The organism is Histophilus somni 2336, from assembly GCF_000019405.1.
In the GTDB taxonomy this organism is placed as follows: domain Bacteria; phylum Pseudomonadota; class Gammaproteobacteria; order Enterobacterales; family Pasteurellaceae; genus Histophilus; species Histophilus somni.
In genome coordinates this window covers 565,136-589,710 of record NC_010519.1, presented here as the reverse complement: position 1 = coordinate 589,710, position 24,575 = coordinate 565,136, and the positions used below count along the sequence as shown (strand labels likewise).

Genomic DNA, 24,575 nt, shown 5'->3' with positions numbered 1-24,575 from the left:
AATTTTACTCAAGTATTGCTAGGAATATTAATTTATGCAAATTACCATTTCAGAGGCTGCACAAGCACATTTTCGTCGTCTTTTAGATCAACAAGAAGAAGGTACAAATATCCGAATTTTTGTCGTTAATCCAGGCTCTCCTAATGCAGAATGCGGTGTGTCTTATTGCCCTAAAAATGCCGTAGAAACAACAGATCATGAAATAAAATACAGTGAGTTTTCTGCTTTCATAGATGAAGTCAGTTTCCCTTTTTTAGAAGATGCTGAAATTGATTATATAACTGAAGAAATGGGGTCTCAATTAACCTTAAAAGCACCTAATGCTAAAATGCGTAAAGTAGCTGATGATGCACCATTGATTGAACGTGTGGAATATGCTATCCAAACGCAAATCAATCCTCAATTGGCAGGACATGGCGGGCATATTACCTTGATTGAAATTACCAAAGATGGCAAGGCTATTTTACAATTTGGCGGGGGGTGTAATGGCTGTTCGATGGTAGATGTCACCCTAAAAGATGGCATTGAAAAACAATTATTAGCAATGTTTGCCGATGAATTGACAGGTGTAAAAGACGTAACTGAACACCAGCGGGGTGAACACTCTTACTACTAGAAAATAAGGGCATTGAATATGCCCTCATTTTTATATCTTATCTTTTTAACACTGATTTTTCTTTACTGAAGAATATGTGTAAAAAACATCCTAAAATAAATCCAACCAATGCAAAAGGTAGCCATTCCATAGAGTAAGGTTTTAGTGGAAGTTGCTCTATAAACTCAATTTTTCCAACCCCAAATACCGATAAAACAGACACGACAGTCACCAATCCTAAAGATAAGCGATGAGCTAAAATTGGCGTCGGGAAAATAATATTAACAAAAAGCAACAAAATCACTGTCATTGCAATAGGATAAAGGATTAGCAATACAGGTAATGATAAACTAATAACTTCTTTTAAGCCTAAATTTGCAATTACAAAACTCACTAAACAAAATAAAACAACATAGGTTTTGTAAGAAATCTTCGGATAAATCTCATTAAAATATTCGCTCACAGCAACCGCTAATCCTACCGCAGTTGTTAAACAAGCAAGAGAAACGATAATTCCTAACAACGTACGACCTAACTCACCAAAAGCTAATGTAGTTACATCGTTTAGAATGTAAGTACCAAGGTCTTGTTTTTTGGCTTGCAAATCAGCTAATACATCCGCATTAATTGAAATATTGTTTCCAATCCATCCTAATGCTACATAAATTAAACCCAAGGCAATGGCAGCAATAAATGCAGCAAAAATTGTTTGCTGTTTTAATGAAACACTTAGGTCGGTTTTATTTCGTATAGCATTTAACACAACCACAGAAAAAGCAACGGATGCTAAGGCATCCATAGTAAAGTAGCCCTCAATCACGCCATTAAAAAAGCTACCTGATGTATTCACCGTTACACTTGGAATATCCTGTCCGCTTAATAAAAAAACAGAACGGATAACTAATGCGATAATCGCTACCAATAAAATAGGCGTTAAAATAGAGCCGATACGATCGACTAATTTCGTCGGATTTAAACTTAGCCATAAAGTCAATGAAAAATAGACCGCAAAGAATACCAGTTTAGAAATTGATGTTGCTTCCCCCATAAAAGGTAGAATCACAAATTCATAAGCTGTTGCACCGGTTCTTGGTCCGGCAAAAAAAGGGCCGATAGATAAATAAATCGCAATTAAAAAAATTAATGAAAATGCAGGATGAATTTGTTTAAGTGCTTCTTTGTATCCACCATTATAAAATGCACTAACAACGATGCCCAATAGCGGTAAGCCAACCCCTGTTAATACAAAGCCTAAAATAGAAGGAATAAATTCAGATCCGCTATCAAATCCCAACTTGGGAGGAAAAATTAAATTCCCTGCACCAAAAAAGATAGCAAACAGCATAAAGCCTACAAAAAAAGTGTTTTTATTCATATAAAATTTCCTGTGTTATACAATTAAACCCATCATAACTTAATACCCAAATACCCTGTACTAAAACTATTTTTTCCAATTTTTTAACGCATCGGCAAACGCATTTCCCATAACATTATTGCTACTTTTCCGATTTTTATTCACTTCTTTTACATGGACTGAGGTCGTTTTAACTGAAGTGCGGTCGGTTTTGGACGGATTTTCATCTAAACGCATGGTTAGTCCAATACGCTTACGGGCAACATCAACTTCCAACACTTTGACTTTCACAATATCGCCTGTTTTCACAACTTCATGAGAGTTCTCCACAAATTTGTCGGAAAGAGATGAAATATGAACTAAACCGTCTTGATGCACACCGATATCAACAAATGCCCCAAAATTCGTTACGTTAGTTACAGATCCTTCTAAAATCATACCTGCTTTTAAGTCAGTGATTTCTTCAACACCGTCCATAAATACTGCCGTTTTAAATTGACCTCGAGGATCCCTTCCGGGTTTTTCCAACTCTTTGAAAATGTCTAAAACTGTTGGCATTCCAAATTGCTCATCAGTAAATTGTTTTGCATCTAATTGTCGAACAGCACTCACATTTCCCATTAAATCTTGAATAGATTTTTCCGTAGCCTGTAAAATCTTTTCAACAACAGGATAAGCCTCAGGGTGAACACCGGAGGCATCAAGCGGATTTTTACCTTGTGCAATACGCATAAAACCGGCACATTGTTCAAAGGCTTTGGGACCCAAACGCGGTACTTTTTTTAACTGATTACGGCTTTCAAAACGCCCGTTTTCATTACGATATGCCACAATATTTTGTGCAAGATGTTTAGTCATACCCGCAACTCTAGCAAGTAAAGGTGCTGATGCCGTATTTAAATCAACCCCAACGGCATTTACACAATCTTCTACTACCGCATCTAGCTTACGAGCAAGCTGAGTTTGGTTTACATCATGTTGATATTGCCCAACGCCAATTGCTTTCGGTTCAATTTTCACTAACTCCGCCAGTGGATCTTGTAAACGGCGAGCAATAGAAACTGCACCTCGCAAAGACACATCCAGTTCAGGAAACTCTTGTGCCGCTAATTCTGATGCGGAATAAACAGATGCACCTGCTTCACTGACCACAACTGTTTGTGGTTTATTTTGCTCAATTTTATTAATAACATCTTTAGCAAATCGTTCAGTTTCTCTTGAAGCTGTGCCGTTACCAATGGCAATTAACTCAACATTATGTTGCTTAATTAATTGATAAATAACTGACATTGCCGTATTCATTTGTCCGGTATGTGGATAAACCGTCTCTGTTGCCACTAGTTTTCCCGTATTATCAACAATAGCGACTTTTACACCTGTCCTTAAACCGGGATCTAGCCCCATAGTATTTTTCGCTCCGGCAGGTGCTGCCATTAATAATGAAGTTAGATTTTGGGCAAAAACATCAATTGCCTCATCTTCAGCTTTCTCACGTAAACTGCTCATCAGTTCAGTTTCAAGATGTAAAGAGATTTTAATCCGCCAAGTCCACGAGATAACCTGCTCACGCCACTTATCCGCTGGTTGCTGAGTTAAATGAATACCCAAATGCTCTCGAATAATTTCTTCACAATAACTATGACGAACACCTTCTTCTTGCTCAGGATCCGCATTCAACCTTAATTGCAAAAAGCCTTCATTACGCCCTCGGAACATAGCTAAAGCACGATGAGAAGGAACATTGCGGAGTAATTCCTGATGTTCAAAATAATCTCGGAACTTTTCTCCCTCAGCCTCTTTGCCTTCTAAAACATTGGAAACCAGTACCGCACTTTTCTGTAAATATTGGCGGATTTTCGCTAACAATTGTGCATCTTCGGCAAAACGCTCCATTAAAATATAACGAGCACCATCAAGCACAGATTTTATATCCGCAAACCCTTGTTCCGCATTGATATAATCTGCCGCAACGATTTCTGGTTCATTCTCAGGTGCATTCCAAAGCAAATCAGCTAAAGGTTCAATTCCTGCCTCAATTGCGATTTGCCCTTTTGTGCGACGTTTCGGTTTATACGGTAAATAAAGATCTTCTAATTCAGTTTTACTTTGCGTTTGTTCAATTTGACTACGCAATTCATCTGTCAATTTCCCTTGTTCTTCAATAGAGTTGAGAATCGTTTGGCGACGATCTTCTAACTCACGTAAATAAATTAAACGTGTTTCAAAATGACGTAATTGGGTATCATCTAATCCACCGGTCATTTCTTTACGATAACGAGCAATGAAAGGAATTGTATTGCCATCATCTAATAATTGGATAGCCGATAAAATTTGACTTGGCAGAACAGCTAATTCTTTCGCAATAATACCGGCGATTTGTTGATTTAACATCTTGTCTCTATTTCTATTATATTCTGTTTAAAAAATTCGCAGTAGCATACTGAGTTTAACGTAATAGTTCAAACAATTATTGGAAAAAATTGTAAAATTAACTGTAATTTTAACTATTCTTCACATATTTATTATTGATCTTATGTTACAATTTCGCTCTCTTTGAAAGGAAAGATACAATGCCTAAATCTAATTATATCACTCGTTCCGGCTGGAATATTCTAGATCAAGAGCTAAAATATTTATGGAAAGACGAACGACCTAAAATCACGCAAGCTGTTTCCGATGCGGCCGCCTTGGGTGATCGTAGTGAAAATGCAGAATATATTTACGGCAAGCGTCGTTTAAGAGAAATTGATCGCCGAGTTCGTTTTCTAATGAAACGCTTGGAAGTATTGCAAATCGTGGACTATAACCCAAAGCAAGAAGGTAAAGTCTTTTTTGGTGCATGGGTTGCCTTAGAAGATGAGCAAGGAGAGGAAAAACAATATCGCATTGTAGGCTGTGATGAATTTGATCCCGCAAAGAATTGGATCTCCATTGATAGCCCTGTAGCACGGGCATTAATTGGCAAAGAAGTCGATGACGAAATCAAAGTAGCCACTCCCTCAGGTATAGTTTCTTTGTACATAAATAGAATTTGGTATGAAAAATAAGAGATAAAAATGCGTTTATTTATTTTAAGTCTTTTCGCTTTGTTAGTTATGTTTCAGTATGATTTTTGGTTTGGAAAAAATGGCTATCTTGATTATCAAGATATCAAAGCAGAAATTATCCAACGTAAACAAGAAAACAAAAAGCTGTCACAACGTAATCAAACTATTTTTGCTGAAATTCAGGATCTGAAGAATGGTATAGAAGCAATCGAGGAAAGAGCCAGAATGGAACATGAAATGATCAAGCAAAATGAAGTTTTTTATCGTATAGTAAAAAATAAGAATAGATAAATGGATAGAGAAATTGTTGCTATAATACCTGCTGCTGGCATTGGTTGCCGTATGCAAGCAGATCGCCCAAAACAATATTTAAAGATACTGGGCAAAACAATTTTAGAGCATACATTAAGTATTTTTTTGAGTTGCGAAAAAATTAGCCAAATTGTTTTATCTGTCGCTGAAAATGATCCTTATTTAATTGATATTGAGTTATTGCGAAATCCTCGTATCAATATGGTTATTGGCGGAAAGAATCGTGCGGAATCCGTGCTAAACGGCCTACGTCACCTTAAAAATAAAAAAGCCTGGGTGCTTGTGCATGATGCAGCACGTCCTTGTTTACGCAATGAAGATTTAGATACATTACTACAAGTTGAAGATCAAAATGGTGCTATTTTAGCCATTCCTGCGGTAGATACTATTAAACGATCAAATTCAGTATTGCAAATTCAATGTACAGAAGACCGTAATCAATTATGGTTGGCTCAAACACCGCAATTTTTCCCTGTACACTTATTGCAACACGCTCTAGAGCAAGCAGCAAAACGAGGTATTATCGTCACAGATGAAGCATTAGCGATGGAACTTGCCGGATTTAGACCGCACTTAGTAGCAGGACATAGTGATAATATTAAAGTAACACGTCCTGAAGACTTGGCATTGGCAGAATTTTTTTTAACTAGAAAACAAAGGTAATTATTATGGTAGCAGAAGGGGCAAACCCACTTGTTAGCGTTGTTACGCTTTTAGCGGCGGCCGTAGTTGCGGTTCCTCTATTCAAACGCTTAGGACTAGGTTCAGTATTGGGCTATTTAGCCGCCGGTTTAGTTATTGGTCCCTTTGGGTTCGGTCTCTTTACAGATCCAGAGGGAATAATCCATATAGCAGAATTAGGTGTGGTGATGTTTTTATTCATCATTGGACTCGAAATGAAACCCTCTCATATCTGGGGACTACGTAACTATATCTTTCTCTTAGGTGCATTTCAAATTACCCTTTGTACCAGTGCTTTAACTTATATTGCTACTTTATTTGGCTTTGATTGGAAAGTTGCTTTTGTTGCCGCCTCCGGTTTTGTATTGACCTCTACTGCAATTGTAATGCAAGAACTGAGTGAGCGTAATGATCTGACCTCTCCAAGAGGACAGCGTATTATTTCGATTTTACTCTTTGAAGATTTACTCATTGTTCCATTACTTGCTTTTGTGGCTTTTTTATCGCCGGATAAAGTTACTTCAACTGATCCGCTTTGGCATAAAATTGCAATATCCGGCACGGCTTTTGCTGTTTTAGTGGCAGCCGGACTTTGGCTCTTAAACCCATTATTTAAAATGTTGGCTAAAACCAAGACTCGAGAAGTAATGACCGCAGCTGCTCTTCTCGTTGTTCTAGGCTCTGCTTTACTTATGGAAGAGGGGGGCTTCTCTATGGCTATGGGTGCTTTTTTAGCCGGAGTGCTACTTTCAGAATCCAGTTTTCGTCATCAACTCGAAGCTGATATTGAGCCTTTTAGAGGGTTGCTGTTAGGCTTGTTCTTTCTTGGGGTTGGTATGTCACTCAACCTTTCTGTTGTTGCTGAAAATTGGTTCTTAATTATTTTTGGTGTACTACTTTTCATGTTAGTGAAAGGATTTATAATTTATTTAATCGCTTTAATCACAAAAACCGGTAATGCTAATTCTATTGACCGAGCATTTATTATGGCACAGGGTGGGGAATTCGCCTTTGTATTATTCTCTGCGGCTGCCAGCCAAAATGTTATTAGTGAAGAAATGCAAGCGAATATGACAGCTATTGTTGTACTTTCAATGATTTTAACACCGCTCTTTATTATTGCTCAAAAGAAATACATAATTCCTCGTCTCAAACCGACTCAACCGGAAAGAAAAGCGGATCATATTGATGAACAACATCCAACTATACTAATTGGTCTAGGACGTTTTGGACAAGTTGTAAATAGAATGTTAGTGATGACGGGGCATCACCCAACTATTATTGATAAAGACGCAAACCTAATTGCCGGTATGAAAAAATTAGGCATTAAATGCTACTATGGAGATGCTGCTCGTCCTGAGCTATTACATGCTGCAGGTGTCGAAAATGCCGAATTATTGATTATAGCAATTGATAACAGAGAACAAACTCTACAAATTGTTGAGCAAGCTCGTAAAATGAACCCACAAATTAAAATTATTGCACGTGCTCACGACCGTATTCATGTTTACAATCTGTATGGTGCAGGTGCCAATATTCAAATTCGTGAAACCTTTGACTCGGCATTAAGAACAAGTAAACAAGCCTTACTCTCTTTAGGTATGAACGAAGATATAGTAGCAGAAATTGGTGATGTGTATTTTAGAAAAGATTGTCATAGCGTGAAACTGATGGCAGAGGTTTATGATCCAAAACTCTCTCGCTTTGAAAATAAAGAATTAATTCAAATAGCCTTAGATGTCGACCAAGAAATGATGGCTGAAATCCAACAAATTATGAAAAAAGAGCATTAATTAGGAAAAAATATGATAAGAATTGGTCATGGCTTTGATGTACATGCCTTTGGTGGTGAAGGTCCTATTATCATTGGAGGTGTCGCTATCCCTTATGAAAAAGGTTTAGTTGCACATAGTGATGGCGACGTGGCATTACACGCATTAACAGATGCTTTACTGGGTGCAATGGCTTTAGGAGATATAGGAAAATTATTCCCAGATACTGATATACAATATAAAGGTGCTGATAGTCGCAGGTTATTAAGAACAGCCTACCAAGCAATTTTAGACAAAGGCTATCAAGTCGGTAATGTTGATATAACTATCATTGCACAGGCTCCCAAGATGCGTCCATATATTGACTCAATGCGTACTGTGATTGCACAGGACTTACATTGTGATATTGAACAGGTTAATGTAAAAGCAACTACAACAGAAAAATTAGGCTTCACTGGACGCAGTGAAGGCATTGCTTGTGAAGCTGTTGTCCTATTAATAAAACAAAATGGCACAAAGTAATGAACGAACTCGCTTATTTACAAACAATGCCAAAACAGACCGCACTTTTAAAAACACACTGTGCTGATTTTGTTGTGAAAGAACAACTGGGCTATGAAATGTCCGGTGATGGCGAATTTGTTGCTGTTAAAGTGCGTAAAACAGATTGTAATACTCTATTTGTCGCAGAAAAATTGGCACACTTTGCTGGTATACCTGCTAAAAATATGGGATATGCAGGACTCAAAGATCGTAAAGCGATTACAGAACAATGGTTTTGTTTACAGATGCCGGGACAACCCACACCTGACTTTAATCAATTTCAACTTGATGGTGTGGAAATCCTTGAGGTAACACGTCACAATCGAAAAATTCGCACAGGAAGCTTGGACGGAAACCATTTTGAAATTTTACTGCGTGAAGCACAAGAAGATGCAGATCTCAAAGTGCGGTTAGAAAATATCAAGAAAAATGGGTTCCCAAATTATTTTACCGAGCAACGTTTCGGACGAGATGGACACAATTTAACTCAGGCTTTACGCTGGGCTAAAGGTGAAATTAACGTTAAAGATCGCAAAAAGCGTAGTTTTTATCTCTCCGCTGCTCGTAGTGAAATTTTTAACTTGATTGTATCCGCTCGTATTCGACAAGGTCTACACCATAAAATCTTAGTAAATGATATTTTGCAGTTATCCGGCTCACACAGTTGGTTCCATGCTGATCAAAAAGAAGATTTTAATTTATTACAACAACGTTTAGCACAACAGGATATTCAAATCACTGCACCATTAATTGGTGAAAATGTACAAATTGCCAGTGATGTAGAAAATGAAATTATCGCTAAACATCAAGAACTCCTGTACTTAATGCACCAGGAAAAAATGAAATCGGCACGTCGTCCAATACTTATGCAAGCTCAACACTTAAGCTGGTCATTTATACCTGAGGGATTAAAACTGACTTTTTATTTACCAGCAGGAAGTTATGCGACAGCCCTCGTAAGAGAACTGGTTAATATTAATGAATAATAATTTAAAACATAGGAAACAATATGCATATTCTGCTTTCTAATGATGATGGCATACAGGCAGAGGGAATCAAAACTCTTGCTAAAGAATTACGTAAATTTGCACAAGTCACTGTTGTTGCACCAGACCGTAATCGTAGTGCTGCTTCAAGCTCACTCACACTCGTTGAGCCTTTACGACCAATGAAATTGGATAATGGTGATTATAGTATCAATGGCACTCCCGCAGATTGTGTACATTTAGCACTCAACGGTTTTTTATCCGGTCAGATCGACCTTGTCGTTTCAGGTATTAATGCAGGAGTCAATTTAGGTGATGACGTTATTTATTCGGGAACTGTTGCAGCTGCACTGGAAGGTCGCCATTTAAGCTTACCTGCAATCGCAGTTTCTTTAGATGGACGACAACATTATGAAAGTGCGGCAATAATTGTGAGTCAACTTATTCCTAAACTATATGGACGATTATTAAAAAGCCGAGAAATTATTAATATTAATGTGCCGGATCTCCCCTATTCAGAAATAAAAGGTATTAAAGTTTGTCATCTTGGGTATCGTGCAGCTGCAGCGGATATTATTAAACAAAAAGATCCAAGAGGTGAAGAGATTTATTGGATTGGACCAATAGGACTGGCAGAAAATGAATCGGAAGGAACGGACTTCCATGCCGTTAAAAACGGCTATGTGTCAATTACACCCATTCAAACAGATATGACGGCATATCATTCAATGACAGCTTTACAACAATGGTTAGATAAGGAATAACGATAATCTTTTCATCGAAGGAATAAAACATGAAAATTTTCGGTACGCTATATGATAAAACTATGCAATGGGCAAATCACCGTTTTGCTACATTTTGGCTAACTTTTGTTAGTTTTATTGAGGCTATTTTCTTCCCAATACCACCTGATGTCATGCTTATTCCGATGTCAATAAATAAACCTAAATGTGCTACTAAATTTGCATTTTATGCAGCAATGGCTTCAGCCATTGGTGGGGCAATTGGTTATGGATTAGGTTATTACGCTTTTGATTTCATACAAAGTTATATTCAACAATGGGGTTATCAACAACATTGGGAAACTGCTCTTTCTTGGTTCAAAGAATGGGGTATTTGGGTAGTTTTCGTTGCAGGTTTTTCACCTATTCCTTATAAAATTTTTACGATTTGTGCAGGCGTCATGCAAATGGCATTTTTGCCTTTCTTACTTACTGCCTTTATTTCTCGTATTGCAAGATTTTTGCTCGTTACCCATTTAGCGGCTTGGAGCGGAAAAAAATTTGCTGCGAAATTACGTCAATCTATTGAATTTATCGGTTGGTCAGTTGTCATTATTGCTATAGTTGTATATCTTGTCTTGAAATAATCTAAGATAAAAAATGAATATAAAGTAACGGAGAATTTACATGAAAAAATTTTTACCTTTATCTATTAGTATCACTGTACTAGCTGCTTGTAGTTCACACACTCCGGCTCCGGTAGAAAATGCTAAGGATTTAGCACCAAGTATTATCAAACCGATTAATGGTACAAACTCAACCGCTTGGGAACCTCAAGTTATTCAACAAAAGATGCCCGAAAGTATGAGAGTGCCGAAAGCAACAAATTCCACTTATCAACCTGAAATCATTCAACAAAATCAACAAAAAACAGAATCGATAGCAAAAAAACAGGCTCTACAAAATTTTGAAATTCCAAGAGATCCTAAAACTAATGTGCCTGTTTATAGCAAAATTGATAAGGGTTTTTACAAAGGTGATACTTACAAAGTACGCAAAGGCGATACCATGTTTCTTATTGCTTATATTTCAGGCATGGATATAAAAGAATTGGCCACACTAAATAATATGTCTGAACCATATCATCTGAGTATTGGACAAATATTGAAAATTGCAAATAATATTCCCGATAGCAATATGATACCAACACAGACAATAAATGAATCAGAGGTGACACAAAATACAGTCAATGAGACATGGAATGCTAATAGACCAACAAATGAACAAATGAACCCCGTTGCTACACCAACACATTCAACAATGCCAATCAATAAAACACCTCCAGCCACCTCAAATATAGCTTGGATTTGGCCAACAAATGGAAAAATTATTCAAGGATTTTCCAGTGCTGATGGAGGCAATAAAGGTATTGATATTAGCGGTTCTCGTGGACAAGCTGTTAATGCAGCTGCTGCTGGACGAGTTGTATATGCCGGAGACGCTTTACGTGGATATGGTAATTTAATTATTATTAAACATAATGACAGTTATTTAAGTGCTTATGCACATAATGAAAGTATACTCGTCAAAGATCAGCAAGAAGTTAAAGCGGGTCAACAAATTGCTAAAATGGGAAGTTCTGGAACAAACACAATCAAACTCCATTTTGAAATTCGTTATAAAGGTCAATCAGTAGATCCAATGAGATATTTACCAAAAAATTAATCCTAAAAAAATCTGCACTTCATCAGTTAGTTGTTTAATCCAACTTTTGGGGTGCAGATCATTTCAGTTATCAGCTTTTTATTAACTATTTTTTGAAAATTGCATTAGGCAAACGTTTTCGTTCCGATAAAAATTCCTTTATAATGTGGTCGTTTTTTATTTTTTTGATGGATCTTTTCTATGTTACACATTTTTCGTGGTACGCCCGCATTATCCAATTTTCGTTTAAATCAGTTATTCAGTGGTTTTCAGCAAGATAATTTACCCATTGTGTCTTGTTATGCAGAATTTTTGCATTTTGCCCATTTAAGTGAAGCATTAACTGAGGTAGAAAGAGAAAAATTAGAGGAGCTTTTGCGTTATGGTCCGACTCAGAAATCGCAAGAGCCTTATGGGGAATGTTTTGTGGTGATTCCACGTATAGGTACGATTTCTTCTTGGGCATCAAAAGCAACTGATATTGCACATAATTGTGATTTAAATAAGGTACTTCGTTTGGAACGTGGTATCGCTTATTATTTCAAATTTAACCGCACTTTAACGGCTGAAGAAGAACAACAATTAGTATTCCGTATCTACGACCCTATGATGGAAAGTATTGTCCGTTCTCCACAAGAAGCAGCTGTTTTATTTGAACAGCATGACCCAAAACCTTTCACCACGGTAGATATTTTAACCGGTGGGCATGTTGCATTGGAAAAGGCGAATGTGACTTTAGGATTGGCATTAGCAAAAGATGAAATTGATTATTTAGTGGAAAATTTCACCGCACTCGGTCGCAATCCTACAGATGTTGAACTTTATATGTTTGCACAAGCGAACTCAGAACATTGTCGTCATAAGATTTTTAATGCAGATTGGATTATTGATGGAAAAAAACAGGATAAATCGCTGTTTAAAATGATTAAAAACACCTTTGAGAAAACGCCTGATTATGTATTGTCAGCTTATAAAGATAATGCTGCGGTGATGGAAGGTTCAAAAGTCGGACGCTTTTTCCCTGACCAAGACGGGCAATATCGTTATCATCAAGAAGACACGCATATTTTGATGAAAGTGGAAACCCATAATCACCCTACCGCCATTTCACCTTTCCCCGGAGCTGCAACTGGTTCAGGTGGCGAAATTCGTGATGAGGGAGCCACGGGACGTGGTGCAAAACCGAAAGCCGGTTTAGTCGGTTTCTCCGTGTCTAATCTTTGTATTCCGAATTTTCCGCAACCTTGGGAAAATGCGTTGAGTAAACCGAGCCGTATTGCCTCCGCACTGGATATTATGATTGAAGGTCCGCTTGGCGGTGCTGCTTTCAATAATGAATTCGGGCGTCCTGCTTTATTGGGTTATTTCCGTACTTATGAAGAAAAAGTCAACAGTTTTAACGGCGAAGAAGTGCGGGGCTATCATAAGCCGATTATGCTGGCAGGCGGGATAGGTAATATTCGTCATGAACATGTGCAAAAAGGCGAAATTCCTGTTGGTGCGAAATTAATTGTGTTAGGCGGAGCAGCAATGAATATTGGTCTGGGCGGTGGTGCAGCCTCGTCTATGGCATCAGGAAAGTCAAAAGAAGATTTGGATTTTGCTTCTGTACAACGGGATAATCCGGAAATGGAGCGTCGCTGTCAGGAAGTAATAGACCGTTGTTGGCAATTAGGTTCAGAAAACCCCATTCTTTTTATTCATGATGTCGGTGCCGGCGGGTTATCTAATGCGATGCCTGAATTAGTTCATGATGGTGGTCGAGGTGGTCGATTCGAGTTGCGAAAAATTTTATGCGATGAAAAAGGAATGTCGCCGTTAGAAATTTGGTGCAATGAATCACAAGAACGTTATGTTTTAGCCGTTTCACCAGAAAAATTACCGCTCTTTGAAGCGATTTGTCAGCGTGAGCGAGCATCTTTTGCGGTGATTGGTGAGGCAACGGAACAACAGCAGTTAACTTTGCAAGATAGCCATTTTAATAACAATCCTATTGATTTACCAATGAACATCTTGTTAGGTAAAACCCCTAAAATGATACGTGATGTGAAATCCGCAAAAGTCAATAATCCCCAATTGGATCAGTCTATGATCCAAATTAAAGAAGCATTGTTCAGGGTATTGCGGTTACCTGCCGTAGCAGAGAAAACATTTTTAATCACTATCGGCGACCGCTCAGTAACAGGTATGGTAGCACGGGATCAAATGGTCGGTCCGTGGCAAGTACCTGTGGCGGATTGTGCGGTAACAACAGCAAGTTTAGACAGTTATCACGGTGAAGCAATGTCTATCGGAGAACGAACTCCTGTTGCCTTGTTGGATTTTGCCGCCTCTGCACGTTTAGCTGTCGCAGAAAGCATTACCAATATTGCCGCAACGGATATCGGCAATATTAGACGGATTAAATTATCCGCTAACTGGATGGCTGCCGCAGGTCATGGCGGCGAAGATGCCGGACTTTATGAGGCTGTAAAAGCAATCGGTGAGGAATTATGCCCTCAATTAGGTTTAACCATTCCGGTTGGAAAAGATTCCATGTCTATGAAAACCACTTGGCAGGAAGAAGGATATCAAAAATCCGTAACCGCACCGCTTTCCGTAATTATCAGTGCGTTTGCTCGTGTAGAAGATGTGCGTAAGACGGTTACACCTCAATTACGTCTGGACAAAGGAGATAGCCGATTACTATTAATTGATTTAGGTGAGGGAAAAAATCGTTTAGGTGCAACCGCACTTGCTCAAGTGTATAAGCAATTAGGCGATGTACCGGCAGATGTGGTAAATGTGTCTTTGCTAAAAGGCTTTTTTAATGCAATGCAAGCTCTCGTGAAACAAGAGAAATTGCTGGCCTATCATGATCGTTCGGACGGTGGTTTGATTGTTACGCTTGCGGAAATGGCTTTTGCCGGTCATTGCGGTATTTCCATAGACATCAGTGCATTGGGTGACAATGATCTCGGTGTTTTATTCAATGAAGAATTAGGTGCCGTAATTCAAGTCAAAGAAAGTGACCTTAAAGCGGTGCGTGCCGTATTGACCGAACATGGATTAATTCATTTAACCAAAGAACTCGGTATTGTTACCGCAGATGATCATATCGAGATTACTCGCAGTACCAGAGTCTTATTGAGTGAAAAACGTTCCGTATTACGTGGGATTTGGGCTGAATTAACACATCAAATGCAACGTTTACGTGATAATCCGGATTGTGCCGATCAAGAATTTGAGATGAAAAAAGATCCGAATGATAAAGGACTTTCCGCTTATTTGACCTATGATCTAAATGAAAAAATCACCGCACCTTATATCCACAAAGGAACAAAACCTCGTATTGCTATTTTACGTGAACAAGGGGTAAACAGCCATTATGAAATGGCGGCAGCTTTTGATCGTGCTGGATTTAATGCCATTGATGTTCATATGAGTGATTTGCAAAAAGGACGTCACCATCTTCAGGATTTCAACGCACTCGTTGCTTGTGGTGGTTTTTCTTATGGCGATGTCTTGGGAGCCGGTGGCGGTTGGGCTAAATCCATTCTGTTTAACACTGCACTTCGTGATCAATTCAGTGCATTTTTCCATCGTCAGGACACATTAGCCTTAGGTGTTTGTAACGGTTGTCAAATGTTATCCAATTTAGCAGAAATTATACCCGGTACGGAAAACTGGGGACGATTTGTACGAAATAAATCAGAACGTTTTGAAGCTCGTGTTGCAATGGTTCGCATTAACGATACTCATTCCGTATGGTTTAACGGAATGTCGGGATCACATATGCCGATTGCGGTTTCTCATGGTGAAGGACGAATTGAATTTAAGCATGATCAGCAGTTGCAAGCATTAAAAGCACAGAATTTGATTGCTGCACAATATATCGACAGTCAGTTAAATCCGACAGAAATATATCCGGCAAATCCGAACGGATCTGCGGAGGGAATTACCGCACTTTCTAATTCCAACGGACGAGTCGCTATTATGATGCCACACCCTGAGCGTGTATTTAGAGCAGTAAACAATTCTTGGTATCCTGAAAATTGGCAAGAAGACGGGGCTTGGATGCGTTTATTCCAAAATGCGAGAGTTGCATTAGGATAAATAATTTAAAATCAAATAGTCACAATGTTGCACCTCAATCAGTCGGATGTATCCAACGTTTGAGGTGCAACTCAACGTGCGGTCAATTTTTTCACTATTGCTCAGGTAAAAAACCGGATTGCACGTCTTTCATATTCGGTAATTGGTGAGCAATACCTTTATGACAATCAATACAGGTTTTTCCTTGTTCTTGTGCCATTCTGTGCATTTTTTGTGCGACATTTTTTTGCTGAGTAGTATCCATATCATTGAAATTATGGCAATGACGACATTCTTGTGAGTCATTGGCTTTCATTCTAGCCCATTCACGTTGTGCCATTTCTAAGCGATGTGCCTCAAATTTCTCTTTGGTATCTACCTTGCCTGTAATATACGCATAAACTTCTTTTGCCGCCCCGATTTTACGTGTCCATTTCGGAATAAATTCGTGCGGTAAATGACAGTCGGCACAGTCGGCTTTTACTCCACTGCGATTCATATAGTGAACAGAATGACGATATTCAGGTACAACGTCATTCATATGACAACTGGAACAAAATTCTTCCGTATTCGTGTATTCAAATGCGGTGTTAAACCCTCCCCAAAAAATAATACCTGCAATAAATGATAATAAAATCAATACACTGACAGCACGACTTGGCTTCCTAAACCATTTCCAACCGCTTTTACTTAAACGAACGATGATATTTGATTTTTCATTTGCCATACATCTATCCTCATCTAGTTACCATAGCCTTTCATTGGCTTAAATTCATTTGGCACAATAGGAGCAACATCTGCTTGCGATACGTGGCAATGTAAACAGAAATAGCGTCGTGGTGCAGTTTGACCGGTAACATTGCCGTCACGATCTGTAAAATGCGTTGGACTAATTCTTGTTGCTCCGGTAATTCTCGAGTTTTCCGGACTATGGCAATTTAAACACTGGTTTGTATTTTTTGTTACTTGATAATTTGCAACGCTATGCGGGATCATAGGTGGTTGATTTACATAGTTTAATGCGGGCGTTGTACTTTCTTTTATATGGTTATGAAATGCAGCTGGCACATTTTCAACAGCATCTTGGTAGTTTTTTCCTACTTTCTGCGTTGCAAAAGCAGAAGACACAAAAAGTGCGGTAATAAATAATAGTGTTTTTTTCATCATTTTTGATCACTCCCAGAATGATTAAATCTATTGCTAAATATAAATACTTTTTCAGCACAGACATCAATACAACGTCCGCAACTGATACAATCTTTTGAAAGTACAAACCGACTTTCATTATTTTTACCGTGTAGCGGTGCACGTAAAACTTGCGGCTCCGGACAAATATGGTAACAATCCATACAGTGATCACATTTTTGTTGCTCAACTACTTTAATACGCAATAAACTTTTTGCCCCAATCACACCATAAATTGCACCAATAGGACAAAGATGACCGCACCAGCCATGTTCCACAATAAATAAGTCAAATAAGAAAACTGCCAATATCAACCAAGTTGTTGCACCAACCCCATAAATTAACGCACGTCCCAAAGCGGAAACAGGATTTATCCATTCCCATAACAATACGCCACTTACTGCACTCCCCATTAAAATCATCAGCAAAATACCATAACGCAAGCCACGAGGAAGTTTGGCACTTTGACGAATACCTAATTTTCGACGTAACCAAGCGGCACAATCCGTTACAACATTAAGAGGACAAACCCAGCCACAAAAAACTTTGCTACCAAGTAAAGCATATATTGATACAACAATAATTGTTCCAATAATCGTTGAACTGTTCGGTAAATAGCCTGTTGCAAGGCTTTCGGCGACAATAAGCGGATCGGTTAATGGGATAGTGTCGAATAATAAACTACCACTATAATTACCCTTTAGAATCCAAAAGTTTAAATAAGGTCCGCTCAAGAACATGGTGAGAATGTTGAATTGAGTTACCCGACGTAAAATGAGGAACCGGTTTGCACGCCAAAAACCTAATTTTTCTCTTGATTCTCTACCGCTGTGTTTAGGAGAATTTGCCATTATTTACTCTCCGGTTGACGAATTGGTAAGGATATTAAGTCTTTTGGTGCAAGAGAATGCCCTACTTTATCTTTCTCTTGCCAGCCCAAACGATAATGTTCTCCCAACATACCTTTTGCTAATGTATTAGGAAGAACCTTGATGGCGGCTTCTTCCAATACACAAGCCTCTTCACATTTACCACATCCTGTACAAGCATTGGAGTGAACAGTTGGAATAAACACAGCATGCTTTCCTGTTCTTTCATTCCGATGTTTTTCCAACGTAATCGCTTTATCAATTAAAGGGCAAACACGATAACAAACATCACAACGTAAACCCTGCCAGTTTAAACAGGTTTCGTGATCAAGCAAAACGGCTAATCCCATTGTTGCTTTACTAATATCATCAAGTTGATTATCCAATGCACCGCTCGGACAAGCCTTAACACAAGGAATATCCTCACACATTTCACAAGCCTTCTCTCTTGCAATAAAATAGGGAGTTCCTGCCTCTATGGAAGATAATAATGAGGCTAAATGCAGCATTTTATAAGGACAAGCCTGTACACATTGACCGCAACGAATACAAGCCGCTGTAAAATCTTGGTCATTAGCCAAAGCACCGGGCGGACGTAATGCCACCCCCTGTCTAGCCAGACTTTGATGTTGTTGTAAGCCAAGTAATACGCCTAATCCGGCAAGTCCGCCACAGGTTCGGACGGTATCTCTTAAAAATTTTCGGCGTTCCGGTGTAAAAGCAATTTTCTTCATGAGTATTCATCGCACTTTAGCAAGTAAAGTGCGGTGCCTTTTGTTGATTGTTACGCTTTCACCACTTTTACTGCACATTTTTTGAAGTCAGTTTCTTTCGAAATCGGATCTGTTGCATCTAATATCAGTTTATTTGCCAGCTGTCCAGCATCAAAGAAAGTCGTATAAATCAAACCTTCAGGACATTTATTACGTCCACGAGTATCTATATAAGACGTTATTTCACCTCGGCGAGAAATAACCTTAATCTTATCCCCATGTTTCAAACCACGTTTTTTCGCATCATTCGGATTCATCCAAACAAGGTTATTCGGGAAAGAACGGTGTAATTCTGGTACACGACGTGTCATTGATCCTGTATGCCAATGCTCAAGAATGCGACCTGTGGTCAGCCATAAATCATATTTTCTATCCGGCACCTCTGCCGGCGGTTCATATGGTACCGCTAAAATCACCGCTCTTTTATCCGCCTGACCATAAAAAGAAACACCCTCCCCTGCTTTTACATAAGGATCATAACCTTCACGATAACGCCATAAAGTTTCTTTACCGTCAACTACAGGCCAACGCAAGCCTCGAGCTTTATGGTAAGTGTCAAAATCAGCTAAATCATGACCATGTCCTCGACCAAAACTTGCGTATTCTTCAAATAACCCTTTTTGTATATAGAAACCAAAATGGTAAGCCTCATCATTTAGGCGACCTTTCAGTTCATCATTTGAGTATTGATTTACTTGTCCATTGAGATAAAGCACCTCATAAAGTGTTTTACCTTGGTATGCCGGATTTTTCGCTAAAATTTCTGCCGGCCATACTTCATCAGTCGTAAAATATTTAGAAAATTCAACTAATTGCCATAAATCAGATTTTGCTTCACCCGGTGCTTTCACTTGTTGACGCCAAAATTGAGTGCGACGTTCCGCATTTCCATAAGCCCCTTCTTTTTCAACCCACATTGCTGTTGGTAAGATCAAATCGGCTGAAAGTGCGGATACGGTTGGATAGGGATCTGAAACGACAATAAAGTTATCCGGATTACGCCACCCTGGGTAAGTTTCCTCATTGATATTTGGACCTGCCTGCATATTGTTATTACACATTTGCCATAACACCTGCATTTTGCCGTCTTTTAATGCACGACTTTGTGCAACAGCGTGGAAGCCTAATTTATCTGAAATCAAACCTTCCGGTAGTTTCCAAATTTTTTCTGCGATTTTACGATGTTCCGGTTTAATAACTACTAAGTCCGCCGGTAACCGATGAATAAAAGTACCCACCTCACGTGCAGTACCACAAGCAGAGGGTTGACCTGTTAATGAGAAAGGACCACACCCCGGTAATGAAATTTTTCCGGTTAATAAATGAATGTTATAAATTAAATGGTTTGCCCATACACCACGTGTGTGTTGGTTTATACCCATTGTCCAATAAGAAACAACTTTTTTATTTGGATCGGCATAAAGTTTTGCCAGTTTTTCTAATTGCTCCTTTGGTACTCCGGAAATTTCATGTGCTTTTTCTAAGGTGTACGGTGCAACTAATTTTTTGAATTCCTCAAAAGAACTATCATACATCTTGCCCGCAGTTTTAACATTTTTCGCTGTTTGCTCACGAGGATCTTGTGGACGTAAACCATAACCAATATCAGTTTCGCCACGTTTAAATTTGGTATGTTTTTCGATGAACTCTCGATTAATTGCATTATTTTCAATGAGATAATTTGCAATATAGTTCAAAATAGCCAAATCAGACTGAGGTTTGAGAAGAATACCTAAATCGGCAAGTTCAAAAGAGCGGTGCTCAAAGGTAGAAAGGACATTTACACTAACCGTATCAGGATTAGCCAAACGGCGATCCGAGATTCGAGACCATAAAATCGGGTGCATTTCCGCCATATTTGACCCCCAAAGCACGAAAGCATCGGCATGCTCAATATCATCATAACAGCCCATGGGCTCATCTATACCAAAGGTACGTACAAAGGCAACAGCTGCCGATGCCATGCAGTGACGAGCATTCGGATCAATATTATTTGAAAGTAATCCTGCTTTGAATAATTTCGATTTTGCCACACCTTCAAAAATAGTGGATTGTCCGGAGGTGAACATACCTACACCGTTCGGTCCTTTTGCTTTTAATGCAGACTTAAATTTTTCCGCCATTGTTTTAAAGGCAAAATCCCAAGTTACGGGGGTAAATTCCCCTTCTTTGTCATATTGACCGTTTTTCATACGTAGCATAGGGTGCGTTAAACGGTCTTTCCCATACATAATTTTGGGTAGGAAATAACCTTTAATACAGTTTAACCCTCGATTAACTTCTGCATCAGGATCACCTTGCGAAGCAACAACACGTCCATCTTTTGTCCCCACTAATACCGCACATCCTGTACCGCAAAAGCGACATACGGCTTTATCCCAAGTAATACTTGTGTCAGCTGCATTTACATTTTTTACCGGAATAATTAAGCCAGCCACTGAAGCGGCAGCTAAAGCAGCATTTGCTTTCATAAAATCACGACGACTTAAATTCATAGTCTCCCCCACTATTCATTTTTAAACTATTGCTCAACATTGTCATCTTGTTGATGATAAATCAGCGACAAATCAATCACGCCATCAATATTGCGTGAATTTTCCATATGATTCAGTAAAACCTGCGGATCGTCCGATTGCATAACCACAACCAATTTTCCTTTTTCATCCTCTGCTGGAATTTCCGTATGCGGAATCGTCAAAAGAGCGGTCTTAACTTGTGCTATTTTTTGTGGGTTTACTTGAATAATTAAGCCACAAACATGCCACTCCTCAGCATGATTTTTTGCGTTTTTATTTTCTTTCATATTCTTTCTTATTTTGAGGTTGTTATCGTTGCCGGATAACTGTTCTTCCACCAACGTTATGCCTAAAAACCACACTATTCTTTTATAGATTTTTATTGTCCAAACCTTACCGCTGATTTTTAATAACCAAAAATGAGTATTTGCTCGACAAAATGCAAGTTTGTTGAGGTAGATCAAATTTATGATTTCAGTATAGGAAGTTACGAAGCGTGGAATTGCGGATATGCTTGAGAAAAATGATATATCATTGATTTATTTAAAAAACCGTTTACATTTCTGTAAACGGTGTTTGAGGACAACTCATTTCATTTATCTATCAATTCCTGTGCTACACGTCTAAAATTCATCAAAGCTATTTCCATATTTTCTATGATTTCATTGGCTAACACATCAGGGTCCGACAAATGATCCAAGTCGGTCAAAGAACGATCTTTTAACCAAAAAATATCTAAACTGGTTTTCTCCCGCTTGTTAATTTCATCAAGGGTAAATTTACGCCAGCGACCGTCAGGATTGTTATCGGCGTGATAGGTTTCCGTACGTTTACGGCGATCATCAGCACAATAGCAATTGATAAAGTCTTGTAAATCAGTCAATTGCATTGGTCTTTTCTTTAAAGTGTGATGCACATTAGTGCGGTAATCATATACCCAAATTTCTGTGGTAACCGCCTGTTCTTGAGTTGGGCGATTATCAAAAAACAGTACATTTGCTTTCACACCTTGAGCATAAAAAATACCCGTCGGTAAACGTAAAATAGTGTGCAAATCCGTCATCTGCAACAATTTTTTACGCACCGTTTCGCCTGCACCGCCTTCAAATAACACGTTATCAGGCACCACTACCGCCGCACGACCATTGTTTTTAAGCATAGTGTAAATATGTTGCAAAAAATTGACCTGTTTATTGGCAGTTGTTGCCCAAAAATCCTGACGGTTATAAACAAAATCTTCGTTTTCAGCTTCACCGTCCGCATTGGTAAACGTCATACTGCTTTTTTTGCCAAAGGGCGGATTAGCTAAAACCAAATCCGCTTTTCGACTACTTGGTGCAAGCAAAGAATCATCAGAGCTAATCGGACTTTCACCGTCCATTTCGCCAATACCGTGCAAAAACAAATTCATCAAACACAAACAGCGGGTATTGGCAACAATTTCATTGCCAAAAAAAGTCCCTTTTTTTAACCGCACTTTCTGTTCAGCGTTTAAATTGGTATGTTTTTCTAAATAACTGTATGCTGCCAATAAAAAACCGCCTGTTCCCGCTGCCGGGTCAGCAATGATCGTATCGGCTTGCGGACGAACACATTCTACAATCGCTGCAATCAAGGCTCGTGGTGTAAAATATTGCCCAGCTCCCGATTTAGTGTCTTCAGCATTTTTTTCCAAAATACCTTCGTAAATATCGCCTTTCACATCAGTATTTAAACGGGTCCACTTGGTTTCGTCTATCATCGCAATTAAACGAGAAAGTTTGGCAGGGTCTTGAATTTTGTTTTGTGCTTTGGCGAAAATCTGCCCAAGCAAGCCTTTTTTCTAGCTTAAATCACGCAATAATGCCAAATAATGACTTTCCAATTCCATCCCCGAACGGTTAATCAAACTTTGCCAGTTGTATTCAGTAGGAATGCCGACATTTCTCTTATAGGGTGGCTGGCTGTATTCAAATGCCATTTTTAAGAAAATCAAATAGGTAATCTGTTCCAAATAATCGCCATAGCTCACGCCGTCATCACGGAGCATATGACAAAAACTCCAAACTTTTTGGACAATGGCGTTTGAGGTGTGTGTTTGTATGGTCATTGTGTGTCTCTTTTCAATTTTGCTAAAAGCTGTTTACCTGTCCGAGTTAATCGATATCTTTGGTTACGGCTGGTTGGCTTGTCAGGAATAGTCATTTCAATTAACTCCGCCTGTAATGCTTTATTAAGATAATTTTTGACAAAGCTTGGACGACTTTTTAACGCCAGCAATGTTAATAATTCACTCGTACTGTACGCAGTATCATTTAAAATTTCCAACAAAGAAGCAAGATTATCTTGTATCCTATCTTGTATCCTATCTTGTATATAACCCAACGAGTTATTCTCTATAACCATTTGATTTTCAATAGTTTTATCTTGTACGGTTAGGCTGTTATCCACATAATCACATTTTGACTTATCTGCAATTAGCTCTAGAAGATGATAAACACGGTCACTACGTTTTTCACCTGATACACTTAATAAACCTTTATTTTTTAACTGTGCTAAAGCAAGGGTAATGGCACGAGAAGAATACTGAGGCATTTTATCTGTCATGTGTTTATGGCTTGCTTGTTGACCGTTTACGGCAATATAAAGCAGGCAATCTTTGCCGATTTCTTTAAGTTTTAGAAAATCTTTTCCCAAGCAAGCAGTCAATTTTTCCTGCCATTTTGCAATTTCACCATCTTGAAAAGTGAGTGTGAGCTTGGTGTGATCAATATGGCTTTCTAATTTTGGCGTGTTGAAATAACGGCTTTTCCAATGAGCGAAAATATCTCGCACACCCTCGCCTTGCCGTTCGCATAAGCCGATACGTCGTAAGAGGTCGTGAATTTTGCCATTGCGACATTCGGAACGGTTTCCAAGAATTGCCTGCTCAACCTCCACCAACATTATCCCCGCATTTTCAAAGCTGATTTGATTGGTCGTTTTCACAATTTTCAGATGGCGTGCATTATTGAAATAGTCTGCGTGAGCAATGGCATTGACCAAGGCTTCTCGCAATGCTTCGGTAATTTCATTTTCTTCCGTGCGTGTGAGTTTATCTAATTTGAAATGAGTATCCTTGCCCAGTGCAATAATTCTCGGTTCAATTTTTAGGTAAAACTCAAATAAGTTGCCATCTTCAAGATCAAAATCCGTAATACGGAGATCATAACGGCGGTTCTCTTCGCTTTTTTCAATATACTCAAAGAAAAAATGCGGAAAAACACCTTTAATAGCCTCCCCTTTGCCAAATAACAGCAAAGCAGCGTAGGTAATACCTTGCTTGCCTGTTGTGGCATCAATGGAAAAAATCCCAGCCTTCTTGGCAAAGCGTTCATCAGAAAGAATCAATAATGGTGATGAAGGATTATGTGCTTTTAATAAATGGCGATATTTGTTCAAGGTTTCTCGATTCAAATAATCC

The 24,575-nt window shown here is 38.7% G+C and carries 22 protein-coding genes; 11 read left to right on the top strand and 11 right to left on the bottom strand.

Annotated features, from left to right (window positions below):
• The first annotated feature begins 34 nt into the window (after positions 1 to 34).
• Complete coding sequence (gene nfuA / locus HSM_RS02585; protein WP_011609642.1) at positions 35 to 616, top strand: Fe-S biogenesis protein NfuA; 582 nt, start codon at positions 35 to 37, stop codon at positions 614 to 616.
• A gap of 37 nt (positions 617 to 653) precedes the next feature.
• Here nfuA and brnQ read toward each other — a convergent pair whose 3' ends face one another.
• Together brnQ and HSM_RS02575 are read right to left on the bottom strand one after the other, a co-directional pair.
• On the bottom strand, positions 654 to 1,970 hold the full coding sequence (brnQ, locus tag HSM_RS02580; RefSeq protein WP_011609643.1) for a branched-chain amino acid transport system II carrier protein: 1,317 nt from the start codon (positions 1,968 to 1,970) through the stop codon (positions 654 to 656).
• Positions 1,971 to 2,036: 66 nt separating this feature from the next.
• The gene (locus HSM_RS02575; RefSeq protein ID WP_012341343.1) at positions 2,037 to 4,340 is read right to left on the bottom strand and encodes a Tex family protein; all 2,304 of its coding nucleotides are present in this window, start codon (positions 4,338 to 4,340) and stop codon (positions 2,037 to 2,039) included.
• Positions 4,341 to 4,519: 179 nt separating this feature from the next.
• Here HSM_RS02575 and greB point away from each other — a divergent pair, with 179 nt between their 5' ends.
• From greB to purL, 10 genes are all read left to right on the top strand, one after another.
• Positions 4,520 to 4,996: a transcription elongation factor GreB gene (greB, locus tag HSM_RS02570; RefSeq protein ID WP_012341342.1), complete on the top strand. Its 477-nt coding sequence runs from the start codon at positions 4,520 to 4,522 to the stop codon at positions 4,994 to 4,996.
• A 9-nt stretch (positions 4,997 to 5,005) separates the two neighbouring features.
• On the top strand, positions 5,006 to 5,287 hold the full coding sequence (ftsB, locus tag HSM_RS02565; RefSeq protein WP_011609646.1) for a cell division protein FtsB: 282 nt from the start codon (positions 5,006 to 5,008) through the stop codon (positions 5,285 to 5,287).
• On the top strand, positions 5,288 to 5,971 hold the full coding sequence (gene ispD, locus HSM_RS02560) for a 2-C-methyl-D-erythritol 4-phosphate cytidylyltransferase (RefSeq protein WP_012341341.1): 684 nt from the start codon (positions 5,288 to 5,290) through the stop codon (positions 5,969 to 5,971). It begins immediately after the preceding gene.
• A 5-nt stretch (positions 5,972 to 5,976) separates the two neighbouring features.
• Positions 5,977 to 7,782, top strand: a complete 1,806-nt coding sequence (locus HSM_RS02555; RefSeq protein ID WP_012341340.1) for a monovalent cation:proton antiporter-2 (CPA2) family protein — start codon at positions 5,977 to 5,979, stop codon at positions 7,780 to 7,782.
• A 12-nt stretch (positions 7,783 to 7,794) separates the two neighbouring features.
• Positions 7,795 to 8,283: a 2-C-methyl-D-erythritol 2,4-cyclodiphosphate synthase gene (ispF, locus tag HSM_RS02550; RefSeq protein ID WP_012341339.1), complete on the top strand. Its 489-nt coding sequence runs from the start codon at positions 7,795 to 7,797 to the stop codon at positions 8,281 to 8,283.
• Positions 8,283 to 9,290 carry a tRNA pseudouridine(13) synthase TruD gene (truD, locus tag HSM_RS02545; RefSeq protein WP_012341338.1) on the top strand — a complete coding sequence of 336 codons (1,008 nt, stop codon included), beginning with the start codon at positions 8,283 to 8,285 and terminating at the stop codon, positions 9,288 to 9,290. The genes ispF and truD overlap by 1 nt, the downstream gene beginning before the upstream one ends.
• Positions 9,291 to 9,313: 23 nt before the next feature.
• Entirely contained in the window at positions 9,314 to 10,054 is a 741-nt protein-coding gene (surE, locus tag HSM_RS02540; protein WP_011609651.1) for a 5'/3'-nucleotidase SurE, read from the top strand.
• A gap of 29 nt (positions 10,055 to 10,083) precedes the next feature.
• Entirely contained in the window at positions 10,084 to 10,659 is a 576-nt protein-coding gene (locus HSM_RS02535) for a YqaA family protein (protein WP_011609652.1), read from the top strand.
• A gap of 40 nt (positions 10,660 to 10,699) precedes the next feature.
• Positions 10,700 to 11,737 (top strand): peptidoglycan DD-metalloendopeptidase family protein, encoded by a 1,038-nt coding sequence (locus HSM_RS02530; protein ID WP_012341335.1) that lies wholly within the window; start codon positions 10,700 to 10,702, stop codon positions 11,735 to 11,737.
• A gap of 180 nt (positions 11,738 to 11,917) precedes the next feature.
• Complete coding sequence (gene purL, locus HSM_RS02525; protein ID WP_012341334.1) at positions 11,918 to 15,811, top strand: phosphoribosylformylglycinamidine synthase; 3,894 nt, start codon at positions 11,918 to 11,920, stop codon at positions 15,809 to 15,811.
• 94 nt (positions 15,812 to 15,905) lie between these two features.
• Here purL and HSM_RS02520 read toward each other — a convergent pair whose 3' ends face one another.
• The 9 genes from HSM_RS02520 to HSM_RS02485 all read right to left on the bottom strand — a co-directional run bounded on the left by HSM_RS02520 (position 15,906) and on the right by HSM_RS02485 (position 24,568).
• Positions 15,906 to 16,517, bottom strand: a complete 612-nt coding sequence (locus HSM_RS02520; RefSeq protein ID WP_012341333.1) for a NapC/NirT family cytochrome c — start codon at positions 16,515 to 16,517, stop codon at positions 15,906 to 15,908.
• 14 nt (positions 16,518 to 16,531) lie between these two features.
• Positions 16,532 to 16,954 carry a nitrate reductase cytochrome c-type subunit gene (locus tag HSM_RS02515; protein ID WP_011609656.1) on the bottom strand — a complete coding sequence of 141 codons (423 nt, stop codon included), beginning with the start codon at positions 16,952 to 16,954 and terminating at the stop codon, positions 16,532 to 16,534.
• The gene (gene napH, locus HSM_RS02510; RefSeq protein ID WP_012341331.1) at positions 16,954 to 17,826 is read right to left on the bottom strand and encodes a quinol dehydrogenase ferredoxin subunit NapH; all 873 of its coding nucleotides are present in this window, start codon (positions 17,824 to 17,826) and stop codon (positions 16,954 to 16,956) included. Before napH ends, HSM_RS02515 begins: the two co-directional genes overlap by 1 nt.
• Complete coding sequence (gene napG, locus HSM_RS02505; RefSeq protein WP_012341330.1) at positions 17,826 to 18,578, bottom strand: ferredoxin-type protein NapG; 753 nt, start codon at positions 18,576 to 18,578, stop codon at positions 17,826 to 17,828. Before napG ends, napH begins: the two co-directional genes overlap by 1 nt.
• Before the next feature lie 50 nt (positions 18,579 to 18,628).
• Entirely contained in the window at positions 18,629 to 21,112 is a 2,484-nt protein-coding gene (gene napA, locus HSM_RS02500; protein WP_012341329.1) for a nitrate reductase catalytic subunit NapA, read from the bottom strand.
• Between the two features lie 26 nt (positions 21,113 to 21,138).
• Positions 21,139 to 21,420: a chaperone NapD gene (locus tag HSM_RS02495; protein WP_012341328.1), complete on the bottom strand. Its 282-nt coding sequence runs from the start codon at positions 21,418 to 21,420 to the stop codon at positions 21,139 to 21,141.
• A 305-nt stretch (positions 21,421 to 21,725) separates the two neighbouring features.
• Positions 21,726 to 22,946, bottom strand: a complete 1,221-nt coding sequence (locus tag HSM_RS02490) for an HsdM family class I SAM-dependent methyltransferase (protein ID WP_203414996.1) — start codon at positions 22,944 to 22,946, stop codon at positions 21,726 to 21,728.
• A gap of 9 nt (positions 22,947 to 22,955) precedes the next feature.
• A complete protein-coding gene (locus HSM_RS10960) occupies positions 22,956 to 23,222 on the bottom strand; it encodes a type I restriction-modification system subunit M N-terminal domain-containing protein (RefSeq protein ID WP_203414995.1) in 267 nt (88 codons plus the stop codon).
• On the bottom strand, positions 23,219 to 24,568 hold the full coding sequence (locus HSM_RS02485; protein ID WP_256692761.1) for a Fic family protein: 1,350 nt from the start codon (positions 24,566 to 24,568) through the stop codon (positions 23,219 to 23,221). The genes HSM_RS10960 and HSM_RS02485 overlap by 4 nt, the downstream gene beginning before the upstream one ends.
• Positions 24,569 to 24,575: the final 7 nt, after the last annotated feature.